This window comes from Laspinema olomoucense D3b, from assembly GCF_025370785.1.
Taxonomy (GTDB): domain Bacteria; phylum Cyanobacteriota; class Cyanobacteriia; order Cyanobacteriales; family Laspinemataceae; genus Laspinema; species Laspinema olomoucense.
Genome location: NZ_JAMXFA010000036.1, coordinates 12,961 through 25,913, shown reverse-complemented (window position 1 = coordinate 25,913; position 12,953 = coordinate 12,961). Strand labels below are relative to the sequence as shown.

Sequence of the window (12,953 nt, the reverse complement as noted above, 5' to 3'; positions counted from 1 at the left end):
CTTCGTAAAACCTAAGTTTCTTGAATTCCTTGGCGCACTTGTTCGACGGTTAACTCCAAAATTTGAGCCGCTTGCTCTACGGTAAATCCCCGGGACAGCAACTGCGGGACTACTTCCAGCTTACCTTCGATTCTGGCTTCCAGTCTGGCTTCGAGTTTGCCTTCGAGCTTAATATCTTGATACAGTCTGGATTGCTTGAATCCACTCACGTCTATCATCTTTTTTACCTCCTCGCGGCTTAACTTAGAAAACTTGTACAATACGACCGTCTCTATTAAGTCTACAACTTCTGCGCGATCGGCGTCATCAGTTATTTCCAAAGCAAGATTATTTTAAAATAAAAAAATACTGCGGTAGGGTAATGGACTCTACCGCAAATTGAAAGGGTTTAACCCTTCGTCTAACCTACGTTTCTTGAATTTGTTGGCGCACTTGTTCAACAGTTAACCCCAAAATTTGGGCCGTTTGATCTACCGTAAATCCCCGGGATAACAACTCCGGGACTATTTCAAGTTTACCTTCAAGCTTGCCTTCAATCATGCCTTCGAGCTTAATATCTTGATACAGCTTGGATTGCTTGAATTCATTCACGCCTATCATTTCTTGTACCTCCTCGCGGCTTAATCTAGAAAACTTGTACAATACGACCGTCTCTATCAAGTCTACAACTTCTGCGCGATCGGCGTCATCGGTCATTGCGAAAGCTACAGTATCTTTGATTAAAAAATCCTGCGATAGAGTCAATCACCCTACCGCAGATTCAAATGTTTTAACCCGTTGTCAAACTTAGGTATTTTGACTACCTTGGCGCACTTGTTCGACGGTTAATCCCAAAATTTGGGCCGTTTGCTGTACCGTAAATCCCTGAGACAGCAACTGCGGGACTACTTCAAGTTTGCCTTCAAGTTTGCCTTCAAGTTTGCCTTCAAGTTTGCCTTCAAGTTTACCCTCCAGTTTGCCTTCCATCAGACCTTCAAGTTTGCCTTCGAGCTTAATATCTTGATACAGTCTGGATTGCTTGAATTCATTCACGCCTATCATTTCTTGTACCTCCTCGCGGCTTAACCTAGAAAACTTGTACAATACGACCGTCTCTATTAAGTCTACAACTTCTGCGCGATCGGCGTCATCGGTCAAGTTCTGCCTTGCCTGAACCACAAGCTGTCTGGCTTGTTCCGCAGCAGAAGCGTCTTGCTTCTCAATGATTAACTGGACAATCCGCATTCCTAACGAGGTTTCGGGGACCGCTTCTAACTCATCGAGATAAATACGCTGAACTTGAGGGGAATTGAGTAGCGCTTGATAGGGGGCCAGTTCCTTCGGTTCATAACTGCGTCGGCCAAAAATGACCACCACTCGCCAGTTTTGAGCGGGATTGTTCTGATGTAGGTATAGAAAAAGTTCGGCAAATAAATTGGCATAAAATTTTTTGTCGCTGTAAAATTGCACCTCCACCAAATTCAGCGGCATTTCTGGAAACTCAGCTTTGGGGATAAACAACCCATCAATGCGAAAGGCGGTTTGTTTGAGTTCCACAGAGGAGAATTCATAAGCTTCTGCTTCGGAGGCGGGACGACCAATCAATTCAAAGAAGCAACTGGGTTGTTGTTTAAACAGTCGGTAAAATATCGGGTCTGTTTCCATATCAGCAGGAGTCGATAGCCAGCCTAAGTCAGTTTATCATAGAGAAAGCGAGCTAGATGTAAGCCCGCCCCTACCAGGCTGCGCCAAAGCTTACAAGACTCAGACTCGAATTCATTGTCAGAATAATTTAGGAACGCTATATGATTAGGTGATCTTACATTAAAATAATAACAAAATATCCATTTCGATACATTTTATTGGGAGCCTTTTTAAAATACCTTGCTAAGTAGTTTCTAATTTCAACCACTTCTTTGAGTGCAGAAATTAAAACGGATGTCTCATCAGCAAGAAAATTCTCCGAATTAATGCTGGAAATTGATTCTTGCAAATAGTTACTTAAATCACTTGTGATTTCATTGATTTTTTGGGTGTCTAACTCTTTAATTTGACAGTAATAGGCTTGACCAGATAGACCTTTTAGGGATGATTTGGCAATCAAATTTTCATTTATTGCCTTTACTTCATCCTGAACTTTTTTCTCGGAAAAAGCGTCTTTAATCTGAACCTTTTCTGATTTTCGATTTTCAATAAGTCCAGCCCGGTGAAATGGTTTTCCGATGAACCGTTCCAAAATTGTAATAATTTGCGGAACTGATATCTGAATAGGTTGATCCGCAAATTGCTCTGAATCATAGATAATATTTTCACCCTCCTTGTTCAAGTTTAGGGCAAAGTTAAGGGTATAGGTCATAGGGCTTCTGGGGTAACTTCTCTAGCAATTATTGTAACTTTAATGGGGTAGGAGTCTACCGCTTCATAGGCGGTCTTAGCTGCGGAACGGCATCGAATGATAAGTTCTGTTGCATCCGGAACCGCCCGGGTTTGAGCGCCTACAATCTGATCTAACATGGGCCGGGTCAGATGGCGATCTTTATACTCTAAGGCAATCTTCTGATAGGCCATCAATAATCTCCGTTTATCAAAATATTTCTAATTTTTGTTGCCACAATTTTAGCTCCTCTTTCCGTGGGAGCAATAATCCGAATGACGCAATCAATTCCCCCATCTTTACCATAGCGATTTTCTACAATTTGTGGAGTCAGTGGGGTCCCCTCTACATCGGTAAATTCAACGGTTTCAAATCGTTTGAGTCTCAGCATTAAGCGTTTGAGTTCATCATGCTCAAATTTGTACCCCTTTTGACTAGGGGTTAATTTTTCTACGGGTTTGAACTCCTTGACGTTGGAAAAATTGAAGAAGTCTTGAACCCATCCGACGATGAGTTGAATCATAATCGTTTGCTCCTTGCGCCTCTTAATTCAGATTTTCGGTAAATTTTGGCCCCTCACCCCTTACCTTGCTCAGATCTGACCGTAGGACTGAGAATGCTTTCAAGGGTCCAGACCGATCGCGCAGGCTTGCAACCCTAAGAGTTCCTCAGCTTACGATTTGAGTCCCGATAGCAAGCTTCACTGGCAAGCCCCTAGACAAGCATTGCTCAAGTTCTGGCAGCGCGATCGCCCGCTCAATCCTTATTGTCTTCTGCTCCTTTTATTCTAGGCAAGTCGGAAAAGGACGGATAAAGACGGCTCTTTTCTTAAAAAATCTTAAAAGGGCGGATAATAGCGGATAATAGCGGATAGGAAAGAGTTTGGGAGGGTTGATCGCGGCACTATGAACTGGCAATCGGTGTTGAAATCAATTGATGACTTAGTGTTTCAGCAAACGGGTAAACATCTTGATAATCTGCAAATGGCAATTTTGAAGGGCGTCCTTAATGGTGAGAAGTATGCAGACATTGCGGAACAGTATAAATGCACGATGGGTCATGTCAAAGATGAGGGATACGAACTTTGGCAAATTTTGTCTCAAATTTTAGGCGAGGACTTAAACAAATCAAATTTTTGCGCTACCATTGAACGATTGGGATTTGTGAATTCTCAACATCAAATCATTGGGAATCCCGTCCAGATTGGTAACCTCAACCTCTGCACTAATCCGGATAATTTTGAAGTAAATAATAAGGATACTGTTAATCCTGATTCACCTCGCTCTAATCCCACAAATCAGGAAAGCAAAAATAAAAATATTTTAAATTCTACCCTTATAAAAACTATTTCCAAGTTCAATGAATTAGGTTTAACCCCAGAGGAAATCTCCGAAACAATGAATTTACCATTAGGTGAAGTCTTAGATTCACTCAAATGACTTAAACCCATTTAATTGCAAATTACTTTATTCGGAACTTAATGTTTTTAAATGGGGTAAGATACAGTTTTTTTTTATTTCTAAAATTTTTAAATATAAAGACTTAAAATGTCGGAATATTCTATCAAGCGCCGAGGTTTCCGGCGGCTAACACTTGGTCAACCGTTAAGGTTAATTCGGGGAAAACTTGAGAGACTATGGGCTGACTTGCTGTTAATATGGTTTCTTCATAGAATCCTTCTTCTAGGCGCAAGAGGGAGAGTTGATTTAAGATGGGGTCTACAATCCAATATTCGACGATTTCGGCGGCTGCATATTCCGATCGCTTATATCGATAGTCCCGGTTGATGGATTCAGGACTGACCACTTCTACTACTAATAAAGGCGGGGTTTGGAAAACAGCAGATTTATCCAACAAGTCTAGGGCTTGTTCTTGTAAAACTACGCAGATATCGGTTATCCGAGATTTCTGCAATCCGGTTCTGACCCCTGCTTCTTTAAAACATAGCCACGGTAATTGTTTTCGATTAATTTCTGCTTTTAAGCTATCCCGAATAAAATCAGCAATCAGTAAATGTCTGATTGTCGGTGGATTCATAAGCTCTAATCTCCCCTTGACTAATTCATATCGGTTATCGGTTCCATCATCATACTGGAGATAGTCTTCAAAGCTGCATAATTTATCAGCGACTAGAGTATTCATGGCAATGGTTTAGATGGGGTTGATGGATGCCATTATAGCGCATCACATGACTATAACTGTGGGGGTTGACGGGTGAGAGGGGTGCGCAGGGAGGAACTATGGGGGGAGAAATCTGCTCCAGGAATTATACCCTTGATTGATACGGAGTATCATCGATCGCCCTTGGGGAACTTCTGGATCTTCTGGGGAGGCGATCGCCTACAAGGATAGGTCCCTCAGTTCAAGCCCGTCGGAGCCTCCCGAAACTATGACCATTTTTTCAATTTTGTCAATGATACCGATCGCCAATCTTCTGCCAAATTTTCACAGTCATCCTATGTTCGCGATCGCTTGCTAAATTTACCAAATCTTTAATAATAAAGTATGAGTGTTGTGCAATTGGTCTAAATTCGGTGTAATCATGCTAGGTCAAACAACTTTACCCAAACTTTCAGTGGATCAAATTGTGGAAAGAATCTTTGCTCTGCGGCAAATAACCCGCGTTGACCAACAACTGTTGATGACAACGCTACTCTCGAAAAATGCCCTAAATGACCGGGAACATACGCAAATTAGCCGCGTTTTTGATGCTGTCCAACGAGGGTTAGTTCGGGTCGTCGAGTAAGGTTTTTGGAGTGGGTGCGGATGTAAAATGCTTGTCCTAAGTCGGTTTCAGCAGGTTTTCTTCTGTCTTGAACTCTCCAAAGTTAAGAACATTAGTAGCAACAACTGTTAAGCTACGCACCTTGGTCTGTTTTCCTGTTAATACAATCTCTTCAAGCTTATTACTGGGACTTATGAATGTCTATCTATAAAAAGCAGCCTGCTGGATAAAGTCCTCCAGCAGGCGCTATCAATATTGAAGAGCTAAAAAAAAACAAATAGCCCTCTTTGTAGCAAGCAGCTTTTAGCTATTCTGTAATAACCAAAACCCACTATAAGTCATCCCAGAATCATCGGGTTGAATTAGTAAAAAATGTAACCCCTGAGTTGCCTGTTTGCGCTGTGTAAAGGTTTCCCCCGCTTCTGCAACTTCTGCATCCTCAAAGGTAGCAATAATCCAACGATCTACTAATCCCGCCTCTAAAATTAATCCATTGGGAGGTCCAGGATTGTAATCGATCGCCACTGGGGATGCTTCCTGTAACCATTGGGCAATTTTCAGGGATTGCCGTCCGCCATCGAGGACTACTCCAGGAATCACCGCAGTAGAAGGGAGTCCCAAGGCGACTGGGGTCAAGTCTTCCGGGATGTGACGAATCCGGATTGCTCTTTCAGCAAATACTTCCATTAAATAAGCGGCACTCACGGAAGCAAACCGCCAGCGATCGCCCCATAACGCTTCCGGCAGGGGTCCCGGTGGCGGGCGATCGCGGACTAAGGGTTCGTAAGGTGCACCTGTATAATTTGGCTCATTCTTATACTCCTGCGCCTTTTCCACCAACCATGATTTTAAAGCTGGAGTGCGTCGAGAAGCTTCTACCCTAACCCCCAGTTTTTCCCCTGCCGCTCCTATCAAAGTGAGTGACTGGGGACGAAACACCGCGATCGCCTCCGGTAACTTCCCTCCCCCAGCGATTTGCAGTTGTTCTGCTAACCAAGTCGAGTTTGCCTCCCCTTGGGAACAGCGACTACTCCATTGAAAATTCCCCGTTGCATCACAGAGGCACAATTCCCATAACGGTTCCCCTGTAGCACTTTGTAAAGGACGACGGTAAAAATCTGCTTGCCAAATGACCACAACTACAATCCAAATTTATCAATACCGGCGGGAGTTCAAACGCGAAATGCTCTTAAAAAAGCCTCCAACGTTCAAACCCCCGCCGTTAATCCCAATTACACCAAAACGCTGGCGCGAATCGATTCTACATCAAGCTGAATCCCAGGTGCATAAACCTTCGCCACATAATCCGCCACCATGCGATCGGTGTTGAATAATGGTGCATTGGTCTTAATCGAACCCTTCATCATCTTAATCCAACCGTGAGATAAGCCAGTATTCGGGTCAATGTCGTAATACAGGGGAACAATTTCCTCCTCTAATAACCGATACAGGGATTCTGCATCAATTTTATCCTGCATTTCTTGGTCACTGGTATGAGCATCTTCACCGATCGCCCAACCATTCATCCCTTTACCATCGGGACCCGTTTGATAGCCTTCGCACCACCATCCGTCTAAGACGCTGCAATTAATCCCGCCATTAAAGCAGACCTTTTGACCACTGGTTCCCGAGGCTTCCAAGGGACGACGGGGGGTATTTAGCCACACATCCACACCCTGAACTAACTTGCGTCCCGTGTACATATCGTAATCAGGCAGCACAATCACGCGGTTTTGCAACAGGGAATGTTGTTGACTCCATTCATAAATCCTTTGCAGAATCCGCTTCCCTTGTTCATCTGCTGGGTGTGCTTTCCCGGCAAACACGATTTGGATCGGGCGTTCGGGGTTGCTGAACAGCCGCAGCGATCGCTCCAAATCATGCATCAACAGATACCCCCGCTTGTAGGTACTGAAGCGGCGCGCAAACCCAATGGTTAGCACATTCGGGTCTAAAATCCGGTCTGCGGCATCTACCCACTGGGGATTTTCTCCCCGTTGTTGCCTTGCTCGTTTAATCTTCGTGCGAGTGTGAGCAATTAACCGCTCTTTCAGCAGTTGATGACGCCACCAGAGTTCCTCATCGGGAATTTCATCTACTTTGTTCCACATTTGCGGATCAGCGATCCGGTTGATCCAATCCTCTCCCAAATACTGAGAATACAGGTCACTGAGGAGAGGGGCGGTCCAGGTGCGCTGGTGCACTCCATTGGTGATATGACCGATCGGGACTTCTTCCATCGGGCGATCGGGATACATAATATGCCACATCTTCCGGGAGACTTCACCATGTAACGCCGAAACTCCGTTAGCGGTCCGGCACATCCGCAAAGCGAGTACAGTCATGCCAAACGGTTCCCAAGGATCTCCCAAACGCCTTGCACCAACAGCCATGAATTGTTCCTGAGTCAATCCCAGGGTAGGCCAATAGTGCGAGAAGTAAGACTCGATTAAGTCTCCGGAAAATACATCGTGACCCGCAGGAACTGGGGTGTGAGTCGTGAACACACAACGTTCGCGAACTGACTGTTCTACATCATAGAAACTCTTGCCGGTACGCTGCATTTCCATGCGGGCAACTTCTAGGGTACAGAAAGCGGCGTGTCCTTCATTGAGGTGGCAAATCGCGGGTGTAATTCCCAGGGCCTCTAATGCTCTGACACCGCCGATACCGAGAACAACTTCTTGGGCGATCCGGGTGTCTTGGTTACCGCCATAGAGGTGTCCAGTTAACCAGCGATCAAGGGGGTCGTTATCATGGCGATCGGTATCGAGTAAATAGAGAGCAACTCGTCCGACTTGTACTCGCCAAATTTGGATTTTGACCACCCGATTGCGGATTTCTAATTCAACCGTAATCGGTTTACCATCAGCATCGGTGATCAACTCCAAAGGCATCTGCTCGAAGATGTTATCTACATAGTAATCTTCTTGCCAGCCGTGACCGTTAATGCGTTGGCGGAAATATCCTTGCCGATACATTAAACCAATCCCAATTAAGGGGACGCCTAAGTCTGAGGCGGATTTGAGGTGATCCCCGGCTAACATCCCCAAACCACCGGAGTAGATGGGGAGGGATTCATGGATGCCAAATTCGGCACAGAAGTACACGACGGGGCGATCGTGGGTAATCTGAGGGGCCACTCGACTCGCCCAGGTATCCTCGATCGCCATGTAGCGGTGAAATTGCTCGGATACTGCTTTCACCCGCTTCATGTAATCGGGGTCATTCGCCAACTGACTGAGGCGTTCTAGGGAAACAAATTGCAGCAAGGCAACGGGATTGTGGTTCCACTGCTGCCATGCGTCGGGATCGATGTTGCGAAACAGCGAAATTCGTTCCGTCGTCCAACACCACCAATAGTTATAAGCGATTTCTGCCAAGGGTTTCAGGGGAAGAGGTAATTTTTCCCGCAACTGTTGGCTGGCTTTCGTGTAATTTTTAATCACCATACTTATGACACCATGCTTTCGAGACGTTTTCGGTTGTCGGACATTTGACACAAGGGCGATACCCCGAAGACTCTCGATGGACCGAGCGCTGCAAAGAGTATCCCGGGGCTGCTCTTTTGGCAACAACATTAGGATGAATTATAAATTTATTACCTCTAGGCGGTAAATAGGTGTTTTCTTACACAATTTTAAGTTTTGCTTCAGATTCTCCTAGAACTACCCCTAGGGGCGATCGCCTCTTGACCCGTCTCCTGGGGTTGCCAGTTTGCCTAGATCAGAAATCCGGCAATCTCTTTCTGTGTAACGCTTAAACCGGGTTTTATTTGCAATTAAGCCCCAAAATTTTGCATCGTTCTACGGGTTGAGTTCAGGGCAATTCCTTGAGCAATTTTGGGGATCACGGTGGGTTAGTCAGGGTTATTAATTGTGAGCAATTCTTGACGTCCAGTCTCTACAGGGGCGATCGCGGTGGTGGAAAGGTTGATCCCGCTTTGAGGGACCTCATCCTGTGGCTCATGGGTAATTCCCCATAAGCAACAGGGCTAGGTCCCAGCAAAGGGACCTGGAAATTATGAAGATGAGCCAAAGGCGGCGATCGCGACACCAAAAATCAGCTAAAATCGGTAAAAATCACGGCAAACTTATCGTTAATAGTAGAAGTCCTATGAATCCCGATCTGACTAAATTTGGTGAACAGATGTCCCAGCTTACTGGAGTGCGGGCCATCATGAAAGATATTAGTGAAACCTTACGCGCCGGTGCAGATCGGGATTTAATTAATATGAGTGCCGGAAACCCGGTCATTTTGCCCGAGGTTGAACAGTTGTGGCGCGATTGTACCGCAGATTTACTCTCCTCCTCGGAGTATGGGGAAGTCGTCTGTCGCTACGGAGAATCCCAAGGGTATCAGCCGTTTATTGATGTCATCAAAGCAGATTTTAACAAGCGCTATGGATTAAACCTGAGCGATCGCAATATTCTGATTACTCCGGGGAGTCAATGCCTCTACTTTTTTGCTGCCAATACCTTGGGGGGATACAGCAGCAGCGGACAACTCAAACAAATTGTCTTACCCCTGAGTCCCGATTATACAGGCTATGGGGGAGTCAGCTTAGTACCGGAATCTTTAGTCGCCTATAAACCCACCTTAGATTTAGATGCGGCGGCACATCGGTTTAAATATCGTCCCGATTTCAGTCAATTAGAGATTAATGAAAATGCCGGTTGTGTAATCTTTTCTCGTCCCTGTAATCCCACGGGGAATGTGCTAACTGAGGACGAGGTGAAGAAAATTGCCGCAATGGCAGCGCCTTATGATGTGCCAGTATTTGTAGATTCCGCCTATGCACCGCCCTATCCAGCGTTGAATTTCACCGATATGACGCCAATTTTTGGCGGGAATATTATTCATTGTATGAGTTTGTCCAAGGCGGGATTACCGGGAGAACGGATTGGGATTGCGATCGGGGATGAACGCACAATTCAGATTTTGCAGTCCTTCCAAACTAATTTGTGTATTCACTCCTCTCGCTATGGACAGGCGATCGCAGCACGGGCGATCGCATCAGGCGCATTAGGCGAAATTGCCGAAACCGTCATCCGTCCTTACTATCAGCAAAAATTCACCGTCCTAGAAACCACCCTCGATCGCGCCATGCCAAAAGACCTCCCCTGGTTCTTGCATCGCGGTGAAGGCGCAATTTTCGCCTGGATGTGGTTCCAAGACTTACCCATGACGGATTGGGAACTCTATCAAGAATTGAAAAAAGTCGGAGTCATAGCCGTTCCTGGCAGCAGTTTCTTCCCCGGTTTACGCGAAGATTGGAAACACAAACATGAATGTATTCGCCTGAGTTTAACCGCCAGTGATGAAGCCATAGAAATGGGCATGGAACGTTTAGCAAAAGTGGTTGAAAAAGTCTTTCAAGGCGTTATCGCCTAACTCAATTCAATCCAGGGAAAGATTCAGAAACCGGGTTTCTTAACTCAAGCTTTGGCAATCCAACCAAATTTAGGCAGAAACCCGGTTTCTAACCCCCAGGGAAAAATTCAGAAACCGGGTTTCTTGACCAAATCTTTGCCACACCACCCAAATTGAGGCAGAAACCTGGTTTCTAACGAAGAAGCGCTTAATAAAAGTTAATAGGTTTTTCGGTGATTCTACGGATTGACGCTGATTTTTTAACCCCTCTAAAATATAGGACGACCCTCTCAACAAAAAAATACCTAAAATCTCAGGTTGCTGCCTAAAACCTCTTCTCAATAGTAACAGTTTGTAAACGGTTATACAGTTTTATGTCGCGCAACTGGCTGGGTAATTTTTGTTACCTGAACACCATTTAAGGACGATCATCATGTCTTCTATCCAATCTCAACCCTATTCTAATCCCGAACCCAATCCCACCACTTCTGCGATCGCACGTCGCCAGTTTCTCGGTTTATCCGCCAGCGCGGTTCTGGCCCTCACCCTAGGAGGATGGCCCCAACCCGTCAGTGCTGATAGTAGTGTTTCGGGTACTACAAGTAATGGGGATTCCAATGTAAATCTCAACATTAAGGAACGGTATCGAATTTTTGTTCCTAATATTACGGTTGCCCGAGGGGGTAAGGCAACAGTCGTATTGCGATCGGGCGAAAATTGCACCATCGATATCCCTCGCCGGGTCGCCGATCAGAGCGAATTTACAGTCAAAGGCAAAGGTCTTCAAGGCAACGATATTGTAATTGTCATGCATACCTTATATGAGCCGAGCGCTAAAATTCAGGAAAACATAGAATATGAAATAGAATCAGCCGGATTTATCCAAGATGTGACGAAAGAAAACTGCCAAGAAGCTTATTTACAAATCACCGAAGGAAAATATTTTGATGACCTGGCAACCTTAGACTTACTCGATTATGTCGTGGCCTCTTCTAAATTAGATGAAACAATTCAGCAGCGCTACGAAGTTGCCAGTCAAAGCTCTCGATTAGTGGCAATTGAGGAAGCCATTGAGAAGGTTTTAGCGAACTCCGAGTTAAATCAAAATCAGAAACAAGTGATTCGGGGAACCCACCAATATGTGCGTGCTGGCGACCCTGTACCGAACTTTGAAGAGCTCACGGATCTCGCTGCTATCATTGCCGGTGCTGAATTAAGTCCCGGACTTCAGCAATATTACTTACAGGCTCTTGCTAAAGCTAAAGCAGTAACCGCTGATTTTATCATCGTTCAATTAATTGCAGACCCCCAACAAAGCCCCCAATTAACTGAGGAAGATCGGAGCAAGTATTTAAACGTTTATCAGCAGGTCCGTGATGGACAAAAAGTTTCAGACCAAGAAACTTTGAATGGGTTAGATCAATTGATCGCCAATTCTAACATCCTTGAAACCTGTAAAGTGCTTTATTTATTGGCACAAGACCGCTTTTTTGAAGATGCTGCATCAGCCCAAGAAGATTTTGGAGAGCTGACGAGAGTCGCAAATAAAGTGAAACGTACTGGTGTTGGTATTGTCCCCACTGCGACCAACGCCCTGAGTTTTTTGGGAGTAGAAGCAGGGACAGGCGTAACAATTAGCTCTTTGAGTGGAGCAGCCGCTACAAATGCAACGTTAGCAGCGTTAGGTGGGGGTTCGATCGCCACAGGTGGTTTCGGTATGCTCGGAGGTTTGGCAGTCGCTACAGGTGGAGCCGCTTTAATTGGTGCAGCCGGAATCCTTTCCATTGCGCTAGTGTCTCAATTGGATGGACAAGATTTAAAAAACTTAGGAGTAGCTGGACTAACTGGAACTCTAGCGGGTGCGGCGGCTGTTTTTGTAGCCTGGACGGGTGCTAGTGTTTTGGGTTTTGCTGGTACTTTATCGGGAGCCGCTGCAATTACTGCTACAATATCAGCCTTGGGTGGACTCAGTGTACTCACTGGTGGCGCATCCCTGGTGGCATTTGGTACGGGTTATGTGGTTTGGTCATTTTTGAAAGGGAAAAAGAAGCGAGATGATAACATCCTTCACCAATTAGAAGCTCGTCTGTACACTTTTATTGAAGAAATTAGTGTCGATGATAGTTTGTTTGCTTTTCTCAAAACTAAGCTACCCCAGGAAAAATATGATATTGAAGAAGTATTTTTTGCTCCCGATATTCCCCTAGATAAATTAACCAAAGCTTTGAAAAAGTGGGGAAAAGTTGGCAAGGGAGAAAAAATACTATCTTTTGTAGATATCAGCCTATTCGATAACGGTAAGGCAGGAATATTTTTCACCAATCAAGGAATTATTTGGAGAGAACTCGGGTCTAGTGGGTCTGTTAGCTATCGAGATTTAGATATATATACAGCAGGCAAAATCGCTGATGTGCTTGTTGATAAAGAGCAGAAGGCTCAATTAGCTGATGTGATTTGGGAGATGCACAATACATTTAAGATGACTTAAATTTTAGCCGATCG

13 protein-coding genes are annotated in these 12,953 nt (G+C 45.0%); 4 read left to right on the top strand and 9 right to left on the bottom strand.

From position 1 onward, the window contains the following. Positions 1-11: 11 nt before the first annotated feature. From NG792_RS22040 to NG792_RS22015, 6 genes are all read right to left on the bottom strand, one after another. Positions 12-320 (bottom strand): DUF2887 domain-containing protein, encoded by a 309-nt coding sequence (locus NG792_RS22040; RefSeq protein ID WP_261199693.1) that lies wholly within the window; start codon positions 318-320, stop codon positions 12-14. A gap of 85 nt (positions 321-405) precedes the next feature. Then, positions 406-696: a DUF2887 domain-containing protein gene (locus NG792_RS22035; RefSeq protein WP_261199694.1), complete on the bottom strand. Its 291-nt coding sequence runs from the start codon at positions 694-696 to the stop codon at positions 406-408. A gap of 90 nt (positions 697-786) precedes the next feature. Beyond that, positions 787-1,644, bottom strand: coding sequence for an Rpn family recombination-promoting nuclease/putative transposase (locus NG792_RS22030; protein ID WP_261236795.1), 858 nt, complete (start codon positions 1,642-1,644; stop codon positions 787-789). 154 nt (positions 1,645-1,798) lie between these two features. Further along, positions 1,799-2,335, bottom strand: coding sequence for a hypothetical protein (locus NG792_RS22025; RefSeq protein ID WP_261201854.1), 537 nt, complete (start codon positions 2,333-2,335; stop codon positions 1,799-1,801). Further along, positions 2,332-2,547 carry a hypothetical protein gene (locus tag NG792_RS22020; protein ID WP_261201855.1) on the bottom strand — a complete coding sequence of 72 codons (216 nt, stop codon included), beginning with the start codon at positions 2,545-2,547 and terminating at the stop codon, positions 2,332-2,334. The genes NG792_RS22025 and NG792_RS22020 overlap by 4 nt, the downstream gene beginning before the upstream one ends. Further along, positions 2,547-2,876 (bottom strand): hypothetical protein, encoded by a 330-nt coding sequence (locus tag NG792_RS22015; protein WP_261201856.1) that lies wholly within the window; start codon positions 2,874-2,876, stop codon positions 2,547-2,549. The genes NG792_RS22020 and NG792_RS22015 overlap by 1 nt, the downstream gene beginning before the upstream one ends. A gap of 382 nt (positions 2,877-3,258) precedes the next feature. On the opposite strand from NG792_RS22015, the gene NG792_RS22010 reads away from it, so the two are divergent. Continuing rightward, complete coding sequence (locus tag NG792_RS22010; RefSeq protein ID WP_261201857.1) at positions 3,259-3,792, top strand: helix-turn-helix domain-containing protein; 534 nt, start codon at positions 3,259-3,261, stop codon at positions 3,790-3,792. Between the two features lie 124 nt (positions 3,793-3,916). On the opposite strand, the gene NG792_RS22005 is transcribed toward NG792_RS22010, so the two are convergent. Then, positions 3,917-4,495 carry a Uma2 family endonuclease gene (locus NG792_RS22005; RefSeq protein ID WP_261201858.1) on the bottom strand — a complete coding sequence of 193 codons (579 nt, stop codon included), beginning with the start codon at positions 4,493-4,495 and terminating at the stop codon, positions 3,917-3,919. A 400-nt stretch (positions 4,496-4,895) separates the two neighbouring features. Between NG792_RS22005 and NG792_RS22000 the strand changes: the two genes are divergently transcribed. Next, entirely contained in the window at positions 4,896-5,099 is a 204-nt protein-coding gene (locus NG792_RS22000) for a hypothetical protein (protein WP_261201859.1), read from the top strand. A 282-nt stretch (positions 5,100-5,381) separates the two neighbouring features. Here the strand turns inward: NG792_RS22000 and NG792_RS21995 are convergent, their stop codons facing one another. Both NG792_RS21995 and glgP read right to left on the bottom strand, forming a co-directional pair. Beyond that, on the bottom strand, positions 5,382-6,215 hold the full coding sequence (locus NG792_RS21995; protein ID WP_261236794.1) for a Tab2/Atab2 family RNA-binding protein: 834 nt from the start codon (positions 6,213-6,215) through the stop codon (positions 5,382-5,384). A 95-nt stretch (positions 6,216-6,310) separates the two neighbouring features. Further along, positions 6,311-8,530, bottom strand: coding sequence for an alpha-glucan family phosphorylase (gene glgP, locus NG792_RS21990; RefSeq protein WP_261201861.1), 2,220 nt, complete (start codon positions 8,528-8,530; stop codon positions 6,311-6,313). A 664-nt stretch (positions 8,531-9,194) separates the two neighbouring features. Between glgP and NG792_RS21985 the strand changes: the two genes are divergently transcribed. Together NG792_RS21985 and NG792_RS21980 are read left to right on the top strand one after the other, a co-directional pair. Next, positions 9,195-10,472: a valine--pyruvate transaminase gene (locus NG792_RS21985; RefSeq protein WP_261236814.1), complete on the top strand. Its 1,278-nt coding sequence runs from the start codon at positions 9,195-9,197 to the stop codon at positions 10,470-10,472. 412 nt (positions 10,473-10,884) lie between these two features. Beyond that, positions 10,885-12,939 carry a twin-arginine translocation signal domain-containing protein gene (locus tag NG792_RS21980; RefSeq protein WP_261236793.1) on the top strand — a complete coding sequence of 685 codons (2,055 nt, stop codon included), beginning with the start codon at positions 10,885-10,887 and terminating at the stop codon, positions 12,937-12,939. Positions 12,940-12,953: the final 14 nt, after the last annotated feature.